This is a genomic window from Collimonas sp. OK242, assembly GCF_900107095.1.
In the GTDB taxonomy this organism is placed as follows: Bacteria; Pseudomonadota; Gammaproteobacteria; order Burkholderiales; family Burkholderiaceae_D; genus Collimonas.
Genome location: NZ_FNOR01000016.1, coordinates 49,402 through 65,890, shown reverse-complemented (window position 1 = coordinate 65,890; position 16,489 = coordinate 49,402). Strand labels below are relative to the sequence as shown.

Here is a 16,489-nt window from a genome sequence, read left to right as displayed (position 1 = left end):
CCCTGAGCGTTAGGAACAAATTGCCGCACTGTTCGGATCTTGTCGCATGACTTCCCGCGGCAAATAGGTGGAGAAAACAGGCATCGCCATGGCGGCAAGTTTTGCGCTGCCTGCGATGGGCGATATCCATTGGTAATTGAGACTGGTGATCGTCACCGTCACCCCTGCACAGGTAGCGGCGGTACAGCCAGCGGGAGCCCACGCCAGATTGATGTCAGCGACCTGCGGCAGAAGCGCCTGCATTTTCGCCAGAACTTTCGCCTTCTGGCCGGTGTCGTCGCATACAACCGCATAGCGCGCCCCAGCGCGTGTAGCCTCAGCCGCCGCCGCCCAGGTAAACAGCATGCGGCTGAAATCGGTTATTCCCAGCAGAAAAGTCAGGAAGATAATCAGCACCAGCGCGAACTCGACGACGGTGGCTCCGGATTGATTTTTCATAGCGCGCTCCGCATGGTTGCGCTGATATTGCTATAAGTAATCTTGCCTGTCGCGTCAGCGAACGCAACGCCAAACACGTTTCCGTACAAAGGGGTGAATTTGTAACCCGTCACTGTTACTGTCACAGTGTTGATCAAAGGATCGGAGCCCGCCGTTTGCCAGGTCGGCGTCGCCACGTTTGCCAAGGTAAGGCCAAGCGCCAAAGGCGTTCCGGTTCCGGCGGTATTTCCGTAAACCACCAAATTTTTCGCTGCGGCGGTATTGGTTCCCGGCGTCTGCACGGACAGGTAACGCACCGCATCCCGCACCGACTTGGTAATGATGTTGTACTGGTACATTGCCCGGCCAAATTCCGTTGTAATGAAAGTTAGCAGCAACAGCAGCGGCAGTACCAGGGCAAATTCGACGATCGCCGTGCCTTTCTGTCTGGTTTTCATAGCTATCCTCTTAGCGGACTAAAGCCGGGACTAGCGGGCCGGCCGCACCGCCTGCCAACCCATTCGTTGTACATGGGCTGCTCGTGGCGCCGGCATTGCCTCGGAACTCCAATTGCACGGTGACTGTAGGCCCGCTTAACGGCTGCAACATGAACAAGCATGCGTAATCAATCACCTTATTCGAGGCATCGACGACAGGCGCAGTCACCAATCTTCTGCTAAAGCCATACATATTGTGCTGGCCTCCGGTGCCCGGCGTAGCCAATGTCTTGAAACTGTTCAATTTCAAACCTGTAATGCCATCTCCCGCGCTCAGGCTGGTTCCTGTATCGTCATAAGACGCAAAGGCCGCGCGTTTCGTGACGAAGTTAGCTGCGCTCGGAGCTGAGCCCGCTGCCGGCGTTCCCGACCAGGCGTTTTGTGGAACCGCGTTGGTCCAGTTTTTCGAGGTATACGCATAACCTGAAAAATCGGGATGATTGACGCTGGGACCGGGATCACTGTTCTTGTAAATACCGAAGCGGTAATTCCATGGGGTATCCACGGTAGTCTGGGCGCCTGGCGTTCCTAATTTGTCGCCTAGCTTGGTGCCGCAATATCCCGGTTCTCCAAGTTCATTTCTGGTCTCGCTGGCGCTCGTGCTGCCGTCCAGGTTGTACCAACCCATTTCTCCATTAGACTGCATGCCATTGCCGACCATGTTGACCCATTCGCCGATCTGGAATCCGTAATTCGGTGCGGTTCCGCCCGCCTTGGGCTTCAGTCCAACCGGGATTGGGCAAGCGGTTTGGGCGCTGGCACGGGTCGCCACCGCGAGCGCCAATACATTTTGCGTATTCGGGAATGCTGCCGTGTCGGCGGCAAAAGCGCCCATGGACTGCAGCAACCACATATGCACGCCTGACTGCGTATGCTGGCACTGCGCATACCTGGCGTTCGCCGCAACGGTAGTGGCGGCATAGGCCGAGTCCTTGAAAGTGATATCCGCCGCAGTCACCTTGCCTTGACTGCTCCATGTGACGGACTGGAAATTGACGTTATTCAGGTTGCCGGCGGTAATGCCGGCATTGGTGGCGCGCGTCAAAGCCGTGCTTTCGCCATCAAGCTCCTGCGCGGCCGCCAGGGCACAGCTGTCCATCGCCGTTTGCAGCTCTGTCTTGACGACGAACAGGTGGCCAAAATCCAAGGCAATTGCCATGAATCCCAGCAAGAATAGCAGGACGAGCGATACGGTGACTATCACAGCCCCGTCCTGGCGATGGCGGACAACAAGGTTCACGATGATGCCTTTTTTAGAATGGTTACAACAAGAATTTTCCTAATACCAAGTCAGTGAATAAAATCAGGTGCATGTCGCTGTTGTCAGACAATTTGCTACGCGAGTAATGAAATTTGCGAAGTAGCCACCGGTGGTAAGTCCCTGCAATGCGAGAACCAGCGCGATCGACACGACAGCGATGATCAACGCATACTCGATAACCTGAGCGCCGTCTTCCTCTCTCAAGAATTGATGAAGCATGACAATCTCCTTTTTAACTGGATGGGAGAGCGGCCATGCGGCCGCCCCGTCGATGCAAGCTGATATCAGGTGCATGTCGCTGTTGTCAGGCAGTTTGCTACGCGGGTAATAAATGTTGCGAAGTAGCCCCCCTTGGTAAGCCCCTGCAATGCGAGAACCAGCGCGATCGACACGACAGCGATGATCAACGCATACTCGATAACTTGAGCGCCATCTTCGTCGTTAGCAAAGGAACGGACGGATTGGTTGAGCGTATTGAAAAATGTGTTCATTTTTTTCCTCTTGAAGATAGTTGTTAATCAAAATCTACTGCGCCGGTACTGCCTGGGCACTACTGATTTCTGCTACTGACTTGCAAAAACGAATGCCGCCTTTCCCACTGGCAGCTTATTCTGCTGCCTTCATCGATAAAATCATTGTTCCGTCCTCAGGACCTTACTGGTTACCGCTACTGCCGTTACCACTCAGGCTGCCACCAATATTGATAACGTTGACTACCGGCGACGGCGACTTGAAACTGTCGTGATAAAGATTCATGGTCTCCCTGGCCGCCTTGCCATCCATGCCTGCCACCTGATCGGGATTCTTGCCGGCGTCAGGATTGATGGTCATCTTGAGTTTGGCCGCGCGTACGGCGTCGCCGAACTTGGTGTCGTACTGGGGGGTCATCGTTGAGCAGCCCGCCGTCAGGACGAGCAACAGTGCGATTGCGAGCTTGTTCATGGACTTTCCTTTTATTTGATTTCAGGGGTGACGGCGGCAACAGAACTAACTTCCACTTCTGCCGCTGGAACTGGTACTGCTTCTGCGACAGCGACCGGAACTGGTGCTGCGGCAGCGGTTGGAACTGGTGCTGCGACAGCGGTTGGAACTGGTGCCGCCGCAGGAGCTGGCAGCGGTGTTGCGGCAGCGGCCGGGGCCGGTGCTGCGGCAGGCGCCGGAGCGGAGCCTTCCAGGCTGCCGTTGAAATAAACTCCAGCGCGACTAGGTACAACATGATTATCCGTCGGCAGCGTAGGCGCTTCTGCCAGCGGCTTCACCAGGTGCGGCGTGATCACGAACAGCAGTTCCGTCTGGTCGGTCTGAAACTCGGAACTCCTGAACAACGCGCCCAGGACCGGCACCTCGCCCAAGCCGGGATAGCGCTTGATGGATTCAGTGACGTTGTTCTTGATCAGGCCGGCAATGGCGAAGCTTTGTCCATCGTTGAGCTGCACCGTGGTGTCGGCCCGACGTACCGTCAGCGACGGCAGCACAGCCGTGACGCCACCGACAGTGGTGAACGGCGAGCCTACCTGCGACAGGTCCGACACTTCCGACACCATCTTCAGGTTGATACGGGTGCCGTCCAGCACGGTGGGCATGAACTTCACACCGATACCGAATTCCTTTTCTTCCAACGTAATCGTGGGTATGCCATTGTTGTTGGTTTGCGATACCGGAATGAAGATCTTGCCGCCCGACAGGAAACTGGCTTGCTGACCGCTGATAGCCATGATGTTCGGTTCAGCCAACACCCGCACCAGGCCATCATCCTTCTGTCCATCAAGATTTACCGCGGTCCTGCCGATCTTCAACGCCTGCAGCAAGGCGCCGCCGTTGCTCAAGAAACTGGACAGCAGGGAGAAAGTATTGCTGCCGCCGTTGCTGGCGCGGGTCAGGTTGACACTCGAACCTAGTTTATCGAGCAGCGTCTTGCTGACCTCGGCGATTTTCACTTCCAGCATCACCTGCTGCGGCGTCATGATGCGCAGCATGTTGACCACCTTCTTGCCGTCGCCGTAAGCGGTGGCCAGGTTCATCGCTTCGTCCAGCTTGACGGCATCAGTGACTTTGCCGGTCAGCACCAGTGCGTTTTCTGCTCCCCGCACTTTAATTCCGGTTTCTTCAGGCATCAATTCGGCGATCTTGGCTTGCAGGCTGCCCGGATCGACGGTAACGATGATGTCCTTGATGACGCAGCGCCCATCCGAACCCTGCAAGACCACATTCATGGACCCGGTCTTCTTCCCTAGGAAGAACAGTTCGGTAGGACTGAGCAGCGTGATTTCCACATCTGCCACGCCATCCGAAGCTCCCTGTGCCGGCGCTGGCGGCGCATTTCCCGGCGCTGCCGGTGCGTTCTTGTCGTTCGTTGCAGGCGGCTTGCCCGCCCGGCTCGACGACTGCCCGCCGATCAGCATGCGCGCTGCCGGAGTATCCAGCCTGATGACGCTCGATTTGCCGAGAGTGACATAAGTTACAGGGTCGACCGTTACGGATCCGCAGGGTTTCAGGCCTGAGGAGCCGGGAGTGTGAGTGGCAACAGGTGCAGTTGCCGCTAACGCGCCGCCTGTCATGGTCAACGCAGCGAAGAAGATCGCATTTTTTTGGTTGTTATTCACTTGAACTGCTCCCTAGATTGTTTTAGTTAAAAACAGTTAAGTGCCCGGCTGCCATTCTGAATGACCTCGACGCATTCCGAGGCTGACGCTACCACTGGCCTGCTGTGCGCTATCCTGGGCTTGGCAGCCGCTACCTTGGTCGGCAACGCCACCGGTTCTACCTGCTCTCCAAATAACTGGTTCTTGGTAATGCCTGCGGTGTCCACCGTCAGCTGATCCACCTGGTTGCGCAGCACCAGTGACAATGTGCCGACGCTGCGAGCAAGATCAAGTTTCTCCGCGTCTCCCAGCGACAACTCCAGCGTCACTGCGCTGACCACCTTGGGCTTGGTATCGTCCCGGCCCGATTCCTGCGCTACCGCCAGCACCAGTACATGCTCCAGTACGGTCTTGCTTATCTGCTTGCCTTCTTCGCCTTTGCTCTTGTCCTGCTGGGCATTCACCACGACGTCGACATAGTTGCCGGGGAGTGCGAATCCGGCTACGCCGACCACGTCATTGACGCGCACAGTCATGGCTCGCTTGCCCTCTGCAATCACAGCCGAAAGCCCTCCTTGCGTACCGATCGGCGCCAGCTTGCCTTCGAGAATGGCTTCACCGCGCAGCACGCCGACTCGCACCACCCGATCCTGCACATCCTTGATTTCCTTGAATGCACCGGCAGGTACTGACCCGCTAGGCCAGTCAATGGTCGACAGCATTTGTGGATTGATCTTGCTGCCGAGTTCGATATCGGACACGGCTACCACGACCTTGTTGGATGCGATACTCCCTTGCTGCGATACCCATCCCGCAGCATAGACCGCCGCTCCGAGACCGATCACCGCAGCCAGTAGCAGCAATCCAAGTGCTTTGATGTTTTTCATATCCGGTCCCCGTCAGGTTTAAAATTTAATGTGCCACCTACAAATAACCCAGTTGATTCGCCACCACATAGCCAATGGTGCCAATGCCAATACTGACGCCATACGGCATTCTCCCTACCGATTTGCTTGCTTCCATGCTGACGTCCGGCTTGTTGCCTCCTGCTGCGGAGAACACCATGGTTTGCACGATATTTTTTACGTTGATTAAAATGCGCCCCAGCGCTTTGTTAAACCAAGCGAATCCCAATGCAACGATGCCGCCTGCGATGAAAGTAGCGATGACTGCAAAAACGATGTATGGAACACCGAGGAACGCACCGACCATCGCCATCAGCTTTACGTCCCCCGCCCCCATCGCACTGACTGCATAGAGCGGCAGCATCATGAAAAAGCCCAGCAGCATGCCCTCGAAGGCCCATAACAAACCCGCGGGCAGCGAGACCGCCGCCGCCGTGTTGTAGATCAGGCCGAACAGCGTGCCGCTCGCGGTCAGCCAGTTCGGTATCTTGTAGCTGCGGCAATCACTTACTGCGGCAATGATGAGCAGAATGAACAGCACGCATGTGCGTGGGTCCGTCACCAGCATGCCGAGAAGTTCAAGTAGCGCGTAAAATTCATGCATGATCAGTCTCTGTGTTCAGTGATAATGTTCGGTGATAAGACATCTACCCGGAAAATCGTTGCAGCTTGTAATCGATGCGATTTCTTATGCGTCCTTGACCAGCGCCAGCACCATCAACAAACAAACGACGACGATAAGCGCACCTACCAGCGCAAACTCTAATAGCGACACGCCAGTATCTTCCTTCAAGAAATACCTGGCGATATGCGACAGATCCTTGGAAAATCGCATAGGTTTCTCCTGAATGATTTTTCTTGATCGACTCGGCTTGTTTCGACTTATTTCGACTTAGCGGCAATGGCCGTGTTGTTGAATTGAGTATAGGCGGGAGAAAAAACGGGGGTATGAACGATGAGTCCTTATTTGAATAGGACCGAGCGCCTTTTTTTGATTGGGAAAAGGCAGGAGGAATCCACTAGGACGGGCAGGACAAATCCATCCAAAGCGTGTCGATGCTGGCTGGCAACTGGAAAGCGCGCTGACTCATCTCAACGATGGCGGCAGCAGCAGTGCATTCAATCTGGCTGCTGGCCGGGGTAGCTCGGTACTGGCAATGGTCGATTGCAGCTGAGTCTGCAGCTCCGGGCAATTTCTCCGCTCAGTCTGGAATGGCTGATTTCCGCTCCTGATGAGTGGCTCCCGGCGGAGGCGTCGGCTACAAGTTTGAAATCACTGAACCGTAACGCCTCCCTCAGCGGCAGGAACGGGCGCTCGGCAAGACCGCATTTTATGCGTCTATGTCAAACGCCTGTCATATTGTCTCGCTAAGATCTGTTTCAGATGCCCACATGGCTATCGATATGTGAGTAGATTCGTCAATAGCCTCGTCACTTTGCAGATAGCACTGGACGGCTAGAATCTCCTCACATATCGATAGCTCAAGACGACAATTCAAGAGTCTCGCTACATGCGCGTCTTTTTGCGCCGGCAATTCATGCCATGGCGTTTTCCACGGTGTGCGACAAAATGAAGACGTAGTCGGCGAACTCGGCGCGATGGATAGCCAGTCGTCATTGATGATGTTTGCACTAGGGCCTGTTAACATTCAATTTGGGAGATGCGTTCAAACCAGAACGTGTGGTGGCAAGGCGCGTGGCGCGGCTGGGGCTGGTGCCCCAGCAAGCCATGCAACGCGGCCAGCGCACGTTCTGGTTTGAACCCTCCGGGAACGGCTGCAGGCGTCGCATGCCGTTGTTGCAACTCCTTGCCGTAGCACCGCTACGTCGCGTCGCTGCGCCTAGGCACGCAACGCCTGCCGCGCGTTCGCACTCCCAAATTGAATGTTAACAGGCCCTAAGCCCAGCCCGCCCCATGAGCAGCAGAATGCAGCATTGGGATAATACGGATGAAATTGCAAGTGGTTTTTGATGCGGGTGTAACGTACCCTGACAACGTTGAAACGTAAGTGAGAGCTAGCGTCTTTTAGTGGCCTTGCCGCAAATCAGTTTGATCCCGGCGTCGGCAGTCGCCTCCAGCGAGGCACGCGCATCGCCTGCACGCGAGCGCAGCGCCAAGGTATGCAAGACAGCCGATGCCAGCTTCGCCAGCAGCGCCGGCTCAGCATCGGCATCGAGTTCCCCCTGCTCTTGCGCCCGCCGCAAGCGTATCTCAAAGGCATCGTCAAAACTGCGCAAGCCATTCCCCAGGCGCTCACGTACTTCGGCATCCGTCACAGCTTGCGTCGCCGCGGTGCCGATCAGCAGACAACCGCGCGCCTCGCTGCCGGCCGGCAGATACATCGCCAGCGCCAGGTCGTAGATCTGGCGCAAAGCTTGCGCCAAGGGCAGGTCGGCGGCCAAGGCGTGGTCCATCCTGCGCCGGCTGGTCTCGACGTAACGATCCAAGGTCTGCAAATAAAGCGCGTGCTTGTCGCCGAACGCGGCGTATAAGCTCGGCCGGTTCATGCCGGTGGCGACGCTCAAGTCGTCCAGCGAACTGCCGCCATAGCCGGCATGCCAGAACACATCGCGCGCGCTGTTGAAGGCCTGTTCAGGATCGTAGGCGCGCGGCCGGCCGCGGGCGCGCTTGTTTTCTTTTTGTTCCATACGGTATAAAAATGTTGACCAAGGTATTTTTGTACATTATAGTACAAAATAAATACCCTCAAAAGGAGATTTCAGATGAACCTGTACTTTTCCCCACTTGCCTGCTCAATGGCAACCCGGATTGCCTTCTACGAGGCAGATGCGAAAGTCGACTATATCCAGGTCGATACGAAGCTAAAGCAGTTACAGGACGGCGCCGATTTTTACGCCATCAACGCACTCGGACAAGTGCCTGTATTGCGTACCGGCGATGGCACGCTGTTGAGCGAAAACACCGCCATCCTGCCCTATGTCGCCGAACTTTTCCCTGAAGCGCAACTGACGCCGTCGGACCGGCTGCAACGGGCCAAGATGCAACAATGGCTAGGGTTCATCAGCACCGAACTGCACAAAGCCTTGTTCGTCCCGCTGCTCGACCCGCACGCATCCGAGCCGGTAAAGATCTACGCACGCGAGCACGCGGCCTTGCGTCTCGGCCATCTGCAGGAACATTTCATTGCGCACGAATTTCTGCTCGACCGCTTCAGCGTTGCCGACGCCTATCTGGTCACCGTACTTAACTGGGCGCCGTATTGCGGCATCGATCTGGCGCAATGGCCTCAGCTCAAAGCCTATTATGATCGGCAGCTGCAACGCCCCAGCATAGCCAAGGCGCTGGCCGAAGAACTCGCCTTGTATCGCGCAAAATCCTGAAGCCGGCAAATTTGGCCGATTGGTTTTAGCCTGCCGTCGCCCCATAAAAAATAAACTTTTCTATGTGGCTTAGCGAACAGATAAATGCCGGGCAGTTGGCTACAGTTATCCCATCTTCCCTGCCCGGATTCCGAAACCTGGCGGTTTAAGCTTAGCGATAAGTACGCTACGCCTGCTTTGAAGACGAGATTGCGTTACACACAATTTCATCGGGAGACGTAAGTGTAAATATCGGACTACCGGGGCTGGCGGTCGGGAAACATACCAGCACCACCCCCTTCAAATTCGTACATTCCTGTACCACTGCCAGTTACATTACACCTGCCGCAAAGAATGCCATCGTCCTTTGATCATGCGTTGGGTTGGATTACCGCAGACGATCCTCAGATCTTCTCACCGGTGCTTTGGCCCTATTGCGTTCCTAACCAGCCGCCGCAGAAACCGGCACGCTGCAAACCGTTTCTGATATAGGGGCAATTCCGCATCAGGCGCCATAACATTTCGTTGCGATAGTTTTCGATCATCAGAATGATCGGTCCCTGGTCGATGCCGAAATGCCAGGGCGATACCCAACCGTAAGGGTTGGCGCAGTTACATGGAAAGCTCGGATTGAATGTCGCCTTGAAACCATAAGGGTTGCCGCTTTTCAGGCCGACCTGATGCACAAAATAATCGATGGTCGGCAACACGATTTCTGGCGCAAATGGGAGCGAAGCCACCACTACCCAAGGCGCAATGGTGCCGTCGTCAGGACCGTACGGTACGCCGCGCGCCACATAATCAAAGAAATCACGTTTGACGCCTTTTACCTTGAGCGTCGCCGGGCCAGGGCCGTCGCTGGCGGTAATGCCCCAGCAATACTCGCCATAACCGGCGAAGCCACCGGGATTGGCAATCGCATATTGCTGTTGGACCAGCGTGGCGCGGCGGCTGTTTTCGAAATAGTCGATGCCTTTGCCGCGCATGGGATCGTCCTGTATGCCGCGAAAATCCACCCAGATGTGCGACAGCTGATGCGTGAACATGGACCCTGAATAGAAATAATCGTAGCCGTAGCTACGCTGCCACTGATAGGCCGACGTCCAATCGCAGTAACTATCGGCAGGCAAAGGATGCGACGGCGAACCCAGTCCGAGGATGTACAACAGCAGCGCCTCGTCGTAGCCGTCCCAGCGGTCAGGCAGAAACCCGGATTCCGGCTTCCATCCCATAGATACCGCCGCGCCGCCATTCTGCGCCCATGGCCAGTCGACACGCAGATAGAGCGCTTCGGCCAGCCTGCGGATTTCTGCCTCGTCAGCACTAAGCGGGTCGTCGAAATAGCTGCCTGCCGTCAAAGCTCCGGCCACGAAAAAAGTAGTATCGATCGTCGACAGTTCGCATTGCCAGGCCCGACGGCCGGTTTTCATATCCAGGAAATGATAGTAGAAACCACGATAGCCGGTGGCGTCCGGGTCCGTTCCTTGCGAGCTGTTCCAGAAAAATCGCAAAGTCCTCAATACCCGATTGACTGCCTCCGTACGCTTGATGAAGCCGCGTTCTATCGCCACCGGATACGCCGCCAGCGCCAGACCCACGGCGGCAATGCTGGCAGGCCAGTCAAGTGCCGTCTTGTCGATCACCAGACCGTTTTCCAGATTGGTCTCGTGCATGAAATAGCTGAATGATTCGCGCTGCAACATGTCCAGTTCGGCCGTTGTCGTCAGCGCTTTGCGGTTCATGTTTTGCTTACATCCAAAGATTGTGAATTACCAGCCAGAGCGGCGTCGACAATCGCCTGCGCCTCTTGCACGATGCGCTGCAAATGATCCTCGCCGTGAAAACTTTCGGCGTAGATCTTGTAGATATCCTCCGTGCCTGACGGCCGCGCAGCAAACCAGCCGCCTTCCGTCACCACTTTCAATCCCCCTATGGAAGCCTGGTTGCCCGGCGCCGTGGTAAGGATATGTTGAATTTTTTCGCCCGCCAGATCATCGCACTGCACTTGCCGCGGCGATAATGCCGACAGCATTTTTTTCTGTGCCGGCGTGGCGCGGGCCTCAACCCTGGTGCTGACAGGATCCCCCAGCTCAGCCGCCAGTTTGCGGTAAACCTCGCCCGGATCCCGGCCGCTGCGCGCCGTGATCTCCGCCGCCAGCAAGGCTGGCGCCAGGCCATCCTTGTCGGTGGTCCAGACCGAGCCGTCAAGCCGCAGGAATGTGGCGCCGGCGCTCTCTTCGCCGCCAAAACCGAGCGAACCGTCGCTCAAGCCGCCGGCAAACCATTTGAAACCGGCCGGCACTTCATATAGCTTGCGATTCAGCCTGGCGCTGATGCGATCGATGATCTGGCTACTGACAACCGTCTTGCCGACGCCGGCATCCTTCGACCATAAGGTGCGGTGCCGGAACAGATAGTCGACGGCAACCGCCATATAATGGTTAGCCGGCAGCAGCCCCGCGCTTTTTGTGACGATGCCGTGGCGGTCATGATCGGTATCGCAGGCAAAGGCGATATCGTAACGATCCTTCATTCCAAGCAGGCGCTGCATGGCGTAGGACGACGATGGGTCCATGCGAATCCGGCCATCCCAGTCCACCGTCATGAAGCGAAAAGTCGGATCGACTTCGTCGCTGACCACGCTCAGGTTCAACCCGTAGCGTTCGCCTATCCGCTCCCAGTAATGCGCGCCGGCGCCGCCCAGCGGATCGACGCCGAGATGAATGCCGGCGGCGCGGATGGCCGCCATATCGATCACCTGGCCGAGCTCGTTCACATAGGTGTTGAGATAGTCGTAGCGATGCGTGGTGGCAAGGCGCAGCGCCTTTTCCAGCGGCATTCTTTTGACATCCTTGAGAGCATTTTTCAGACAGGCATTGGCTGCCGCCTCGATCCGGCCAGTGACATCGGTATCGGCGGCGCCGCCATTCGGCGGGTTGTACTTGAAGCCGCCGTCTTCCGGTGGATTATGCGAAGGAGTAATCACGATACCGTCGGCAAGGCCGCTGCTGCGGCCCTTGTTGTATCGAAGAATGGCGTGTGAAATGGCCGGTGTCGGCGTGTATTCGTCGCCTTCCGCCAGCATCACATCCACGCCGTTGGCGGCCAACACCTCGAGCGCGCTGGCGCAAGCAGGAACCGACAGGGCATGGGTATCGATGCCGAGGAACAGCGGGCCGTTGACGCCCTGTTTGCTGCGGCAGGCGCAAATGGCTTGCGTGATGGCCAGTACATGCGCCTCGTTAAAGCTATGCGCGAGGGAGGATCCGCGATGCCCCGAAGTGCCGAAGACGACGCGTTGCTCCGGAATTTCCGGATCCGGGACATTCGCGTAATACGCTGCGACCAGCTTGGGCACATCGACCAATAATGCCAATGGCGCCGGTTTGCCGGCCAGGGGACTTATGTTCATCATCCTTTTCCCGTACGGCGGCAAGGAATATTTTTGATGTTTTCCTGCACTGCCGTCATCAATCTTCCTGTGGTTTAACCGGCTTTTCGATGTGGCCGCCGAATCCTTGCCGCATCGCCGACAGGACCTTATCGGCAAAATCGCCTTCGCCGCGGGAACTGAAACGTGTGAAAAGAGCGGCGCTCAAAATCGGTACCGGCACCGCTTCGTCGATGGCGGCGTTGATCGTCCAGCGCCCTTCGCCCGAATCCGATACGCGGCCGGCGTACTGTTCCAGCTTCGGATCGTTCAGCAACGCCCCAGCGGTGAGATCCAGCAGCCACGAGCCGATCACGCTGCCGCGCCGCCAAAGTTCGGTGATCTCGGGCAGATCCAACTCATATTGATAGTGTTCCGGATTGCGCAGCGGTGTTGTTTCCGCATCCCTGTCGTGGCTGCGCTTGCCGATATCGGCGTTGCGCAGAATGTTCAAGCCCTCGGCATAGGCGCCCATGATGCCGTACTCGATGCCGTTATGCACCATTTTGACGAAATGCCCTGCCCCTTGCGGACCGCAATGCAGATAACCCTGCTCGGCGCTGCTGCCTGATTTCTTGCGGCCTGGCGTTGCACCTGCCGCATCGATTCCCGGCGCCAGCGTGGCAAAAATCGGCGCAAGATGCTGCACTGCTTCCTTAGCACCGCCTATCATCAGGCAATACCCGCGATCGAAACCGGCGACGCCGCCGCTGGTGCCGACGTCAACGTAGTGGATGTGCTTTGCCTTCAATTCGACGCCGCGGCGAATGTCATCGTGGTAATAAGAATTGCCGCCGTCAATCACGATGTCGCCAGCATCCAGCAAGGGTGTCAGCAACGCCAGGTTTTCGTCGACTACGGCCGCCGGCAACATCAGCCACACCACGCGCGGCTTGCTCAGTTTATTCACCAGGTCTTGCAGCGAAGACGCTCCTGTCGCACCTGGATGCACCAAGGCCTGGACTGCGTCCGGGTGCAAGTCGTATATCACGCATTGATGGTCGCCCGCGGTCAGGCGCCTCACCATGTTGGCGCCCATGCGCCCAAGCCCAATCATCCCCAACTGCATTGTTCATCTCCTCGCCGAATAATCTTTACTTTGGAAGTTTCCGGAATTAGCGACGTTTGTGCGTGACGTTTACGCCGCTTTCACGTCCCTGCCTTTCTTCCTTTTTCTATCATCGAAAGGGCAAAGGTACGGGCCTCCGCCTCCGCTTCCTGTTCGCTGGAAAAGACGGTATCAACCGCAACCCGTTGCGACGGGAAAATATCGTTTCTATGCATGGGATTGGTGGATGGCGCATAAATGGCCAGATTGGCGACCCAGTTTTCGCTGTCAGGCAACTGGATTCCGGAATACTCAATTTCATAGTCGCCAATTGTTTCGGTACGCATTGCAGTCTCCAGGCGGTGTGCAAATCGCAGGGTCTAATCGGTCGACCGGCATCTGTCGGATTTTGTATTCTGTCACAATAAACGCCGCACTTCCGATAAGACCATGTTTTGATCAATACTACTACGGTAAACATCTACAGAAAATTCAGGTCAGCGATCGCCCAGCAGGCGATCTGGCTTTGTACGTCAGCGTACAGACCTTGTGATCTTTGCTGATTATCTTGGTTCCATACTTAGCTGGGAAAAATCACTGCAATCACAACAATCACAGCATTAAGTTCCCGTCGCAAGCTACGCGCTTTTGCTTGCTAACCAGTCTTTCAACCTTTCTAGGGGCCAAGCATGGGCACCATCTTACTCATTCTCTTGATTCTCATCGTCATCGGCGCTTTACCGAGCTGGCCACACAGCCGCAACTGGGGTTACGGCCCCAGCGGTATCACCGGACTGATCGTTGTCATCCTGATCGTCATGTTGCTGACCGGGCGACTGTAAGCCCACGTCGGCAATAAAAAGCGTGGCGAGATTTGCGCCACGCAGTTCCCCGAGAGGCGGGATAATCGCCTCAAACAACGCGCCATCGCTGCGCGCAGCGATAGCGCTATTTCTTGGACAGGATCACGCCGGCCAAGAATCCCACACCGGCAGCTGTAGCCAGTGCACGCCATGGATTCTCTCTTACATAGCTTTCTGCGGACTCCGCCATTTCCCTGCCAGCGACAATCACGTCCGCTTGCGCACCCTGGGCCGCGAGTACTGCCCTGTCGAGCAGCCGCATGCCACGATTTCGCATTTCTTCTGCCTTGTCACCGGTCAAATCCGCAGCTGCCAAAAATAAGGCTTGCGCATCATTGATCAATTTTTTCACGTCATCGTTGACGGCCTTCAAATTTGATTCCAACAAGATATTCTCCTCAAGATGCGAGTGAAGCGCGACCGACGCGCTAGTGCTGTCCGACAAAAGAACGCGCGGCATTCAAGCCAGCAGATCACGCATATCGTCGCGTGTTCTTCTTCCTTGGCCATGATGCCAACCAGCATATGACGCGTGGTTGGATCGCTGTCGCCAATGCGTTCAATCATCTGGCGATAGGCTTCGATGGCGACACGTTCAGCAATCAGATTGGCTTTGATCATCACCTTGATGTCACCGGCGTCATTGTATTCCGCATTAACCCGCTGTTACTGCGCCATCGTCCAAATTTTTGGCGGCCGCGCGAATGGCGGCGGTATCGATTTCGGAGGAAGGTGCTTGAAGTGTTTTTTTCGATGCGTGCATGGTCTCTCTCCATAAGAACGAGGAAATGGCAGAGCGTCAGGATCGAATCCCGCCATTCAGACAGACCACTCAAGGATTCCGACGCGCGACATCAACGGCATTTCTGTGCTGAAGCAATGCGTCCAATGTACGTCGTACATTGTGACAGATCGGTACGCTGACGCACATAACGCCGGTATTAGCGCCGAACATATCGGCAAGTTTCCATATTCATGCTTCGCTAAGCTACGGACCAGGATAGCGTTCAATAATAGATTTCTTTTATAGGCTTCTTTTGAGCAATAGCATGAAAACGTGATATTCCTGCTGTAGCGCATTATGTAAAAAACAATGCGGCTAAACTCAAACGAATAATAAGACTGACTTTCTGGCAAGCAGCTCACAAAATGACAAATCCCAATTCAAAAGATTCCTGGTTGAAAAAACTCGGACCGGGCCTGATTACCGGCGCTGCAGATGAAGACCCCAGCGGCATTGCCACCTATTCCCAGGCAGGTGCGCAGTTTGCTTTCAATCTGCTGTGGGCGTTGTTTCTTACCTATCCGCTGATGGTTGGCATCCAATTCGTGATCACCGTCAGACTGAAAAGATTAGGCTGGCTCTGCACCGGAGTCATGGCTGTCGCGCTGTTGGCGATGATTTTTACGCTAGGAAAATAAGCCGGATTTTCAGGCCGCCTTGTCAAGCAAGCGTCTGAAACAAGACTCTCAAGCATACTTCCCATGTGAAAAAAGCCCTCCTGTACGACCACTCAGGAGAGCTTTCTGTTTCAAGCCGTCAGCGACAAGACGACAAACACGGCTTTGTCAATCACCCAGGAAAAGCTGCAGGATGATGCCGTTGGAAATCGCCACCAACACATAGTCGCCACCGACTTGCACCCAGCGATAACCGCGCGGCGGGGCTCTCAGGTGATGGCCGCGCCAGTCGTCAACCACATATTGCCGGTCGCGATATTCGGGCGGCAGACGCTGGCCACGGTAAAACTCATGGTTGGGTCCGGCGCCGCGCTCACCCTGTCGATCGCGGTTAGCCTGCCCGTAGTCCCTGTTGTCGCGACGATCCTGCTGCCGGCCCTGATTGTCGCGATTATCGCGATGCTCCTGCTGCCGGCCCCGATTGTCACGATCGTCGCGGTTGTCGCGGTTGTCGCCTTGACCGGCACGTTGCTGGTGGTCATTACGATCGCCATAATTTTGCGCACCGGCAGATCCGCCAGCGGCCAAAGTTATCGCCATGACAGCGCAAACAATTGGTTTGATGTCCATATTAGGCTCCATTTGATGGAAAGTATCATATTCGTCGCGTGCACTCGAGCGCGGGCCTCGCATCTGTCCCGGCAGGCCTGTTAACAAGATAGGCTTACTAAACTGAACACTCTGTACGCCAGCGCACCTAGCAC

Annotated in this window: 19 protein-coding genes and 2 pseudogenes; 3 read left to right on the top strand and 18 right to left on the bottom strand. The window is 56.0% G+C overall.

Going from position 1 to position 16,489, the window contains the following annotated elements:
* Nucleotides 1-9 precede the first annotated feature (9 nt).
* The 11 genes from BLV81_RS17760 to BLV81_RS17710 all read right to left on the bottom strand — a co-directional run bounded on the left by BLV81_RS17760 (nt 10) and on the right by BLV81_RS17710 (nt 8,311).
* Nucleotides 10-438, bottom strand: coding sequence for a TadE/TadG family type IV pilus assembly protein (locus BLV81_RS17760; RefSeq protein ID WP_092358704.1), 429 nt, complete (start codon nt 436-438; stop codon nt 10-12).
* Nucleotides 435-875: a TadE/TadG family type IV pilus assembly protein gene (locus BLV81_RS17755; RefSeq protein WP_092358702.1), complete on the bottom strand. Its 441-nt coding sequence runs from the start codon at nt 873-875 to the stop codon at nt 435-437. Before BLV81_RS17755 ends, BLV81_RS17760 begins: the two co-directional genes overlap by 4 nt.
* Before the next feature lie 10 nt (nt 876-885).
* Nucleotides 886-2,154 (bottom strand): pilus assembly protein TadG-related protein, encoded by a 1,269-nt coding sequence (locus BLV81_RS17750; RefSeq protein WP_092358700.1) that lies wholly within the window; start codon nt 2,152-2,154, stop codon nt 886-888.
* Nucleotides 2,155-2,217: 63 nt separating this feature from the next.
* Nucleotides 2,218-2,394 (bottom strand): Flp family type IVb pilin, encoded by a 177-nt coding sequence (locus BLV81_RS17745; RefSeq protein WP_092358819.1) that lies wholly within the window; start codon nt 2,392-2,394, stop codon nt 2,218-2,220.
* A gap of 65 nt (nt 2,395-2,459) precedes the next feature.
* Nucleotides 2,460-2,666 (bottom strand): Flp family type IVb pilin, encoded by a 207-nt coding sequence (locus BLV81_RS17740; protein ID WP_092358698.1) that lies wholly within the window; start codon nt 2,664-2,666, stop codon nt 2,460-2,462.
* 163 nt (nt 2,667-2,829) lie between these two features.
* On the bottom strand, nt 2,830-3,117 hold the full coding sequence (locus tag BLV81_RS17735; protein WP_092358696.1) for a hypothetical protein: 288 nt from the start codon (nt 3,115-3,117) through the stop codon (nt 2,830-2,832).
* Nucleotides 3,118-3,128: 11 nt separating this feature from the next.
* Nucleotides 3,129-4,733: a type II and III secretion system protein family protein gene (locus BLV81_RS17730; protein ID WP_092358817.1), complete on the bottom strand. Its 1,605-nt coding sequence runs from the start codon at nt 4,731-4,733 to the stop codon at nt 3,129-3,131.
* A gap of 71 nt (nt 4,734-4,804) precedes the next feature.
* A complete protein-coding gene (cpaB, locus tag BLV81_RS17725) occupies nt 4,805-5,644 on the bottom strand; it encodes a Flp pilus assembly protein CpaB (protein ID WP_092358694.1) in 840 nt (279 codons plus the stop codon).
* A 37-nt stretch (nt 5,645-5,681) separates the two neighbouring features.
* Entirely contained in the window at nt 5,682-6,266 is a 585-nt protein-coding gene (locus tag BLV81_RS17720; RefSeq protein WP_092358692.1) for an A24 family peptidase, read from the bottom strand.
* An 84-nt stretch (nt 6,267-6,350) separates the two neighbouring features.
* Nucleotides 6,351-6,497, bottom strand: coding sequence for a hypothetical protein (locus tag BLV81_RS23955; RefSeq protein WP_176992881.1), 147 nt, complete (start codon nt 6,495-6,497; stop codon nt 6,351-6,353).
* Nucleotides 6,498-7,678: 1,181 nt separating this feature from the next.
* The gene (locus tag BLV81_RS17710; RefSeq protein ID WP_092358689.1) at nt 7,679-8,311 is read right to left on the bottom strand and encodes a TetR/AcrR family transcriptional regulator; all 633 of its coding nucleotides are present in this window, start codon (nt 8,309-8,311) and stop codon (nt 7,679-7,681) included.
* A 75-nt stretch (nt 8,312-8,386) separates the two neighbouring features.
* On the opposite strand from BLV81_RS17710, the gene BLV81_RS17705 reads away from it, so the two are divergent.
* Nucleotides 8,387-9,004 carry a glutathione binding-like protein gene (locus BLV81_RS17705; protein ID WP_092358688.1) on the top strand — a complete coding sequence of 206 codons (618 nt, stop codon included), beginning with the start codon at nt 8,387-8,389 and terminating at the stop codon, nt 9,002-9,004.
* A 410-nt stretch (nt 9,005-9,414) separates the two neighbouring features.
* On the opposite strand, the gene BLV81_RS17700 is transcribed toward BLV81_RS17705, so the two are convergent.
* The 4 genes from BLV81_RS17700 to BLV81_RS17685 all read right to left on the bottom strand — a co-directional run bounded on the left by BLV81_RS17700 (nt 9,415) and on the right by BLV81_RS17685 (nt 13,808).
* A complete protein-coding gene (locus BLV81_RS17700; protein ID WP_092358686.1) occupies nt 9,415-10,725 on the bottom strand; it encodes a glucoamylase family protein in 1,311 nt (436 codons plus the stop codon).
* Nucleotides 10,722-12,395 carry a phosphoglucomutase (alpha-D-glucose-1,6-bisphosphate-dependent) gene (gene pgm / locus BLV81_RS17695; RefSeq protein ID WP_092358684.1) on the bottom strand — a complete coding sequence of 558 codons (1,674 nt, stop codon included), beginning with the start codon at nt 12,393-12,395 and terminating at the stop codon, nt 10,722-10,724. The genes BLV81_RS17700 and pgm overlap by 4 nt, the downstream gene beginning before the upstream one ends.
* A 58-nt stretch (nt 12,396-12,453) precedes the next feature.
* Complete coding sequence (gnd, locus tag BLV81_RS17690; protein WP_092358682.1) at nt 12,454-13,482, bottom strand: phosphogluconate dehydrogenase (NAD(+)-dependent, decarboxylating); 1,029 nt, start codon at nt 13,480-13,482, stop codon at nt 12,454-12,456.
* Nucleotides 13,483-13,562: 80 nt separating this feature from the next.
* Nucleotides 13,563-13,808, bottom strand: coding sequence for a hypothetical protein (locus BLV81_RS17685; protein WP_092358680.1), 246 nt, complete (start codon nt 13,806-13,808; stop codon nt 13,563-13,565).
* Nucleotides 13,809-14,150: 342 nt separating this feature from the next.
* Between BLV81_RS17685 and BLV81_RS17680 the strand changes: the two genes are divergently transcribed.
* Entirely contained in the window at nt 14,151-14,303 is a 153-nt protein-coding gene (locus BLV81_RS17680) for a DUF3309 domain-containing protein (RefSeq protein WP_092358678.1), read from the top strand.
* A 106-nt stretch (nt 14,304-14,409) separates the two neighbouring features.
* Here the strand turns inward: BLV81_RS17680 and BLV81_RS17675 are convergent, their stop codons facing one another.
* On the bottom strand, nt 14,410-14,697 hold the full coding sequence (locus BLV81_RS17675; RefSeq protein ID WP_369823897.1) for an ElaB/YgaM/YqjD family protein: 288 nt from the start codon (nt 14,695-14,697) through the stop codon (nt 14,410-14,412).
* A gap of 87 nt (nt 14,698-14,784) precedes the next feature.
* Nucleotides 14,785-14,987, bottom strand: a pseudogene (locus BLV81_RS17670) (ferritin-like domain-containing protein); the annotation flags it as partial.
* Nucleotides 14,988-15,473: 486 nt separating this feature from the next.
* Between BLV81_RS17670 and BLV81_RS17665 the strand changes: the two are divergent.
* Nucleotides 15,474-15,650: pseudogene (locus BLV81_RS17665) on the top strand (divalent metal cation transporter); the annotation flags it as partial.
* A gap of 243 nt (nt 15,651-15,893) precedes the next feature.
* Here the strand turns inward: BLV81_RS17665 and BLV81_RS17660 are convergent.
* A complete protein-coding gene (locus BLV81_RS17660) occupies nt 15,894-16,355 on the bottom strand; it encodes an RcnB family protein (protein WP_092358674.1) in 462 nt (153 codons plus the stop codon).
* Nucleotides 16,356-16,489: the final 134 nt, after the last annotated feature.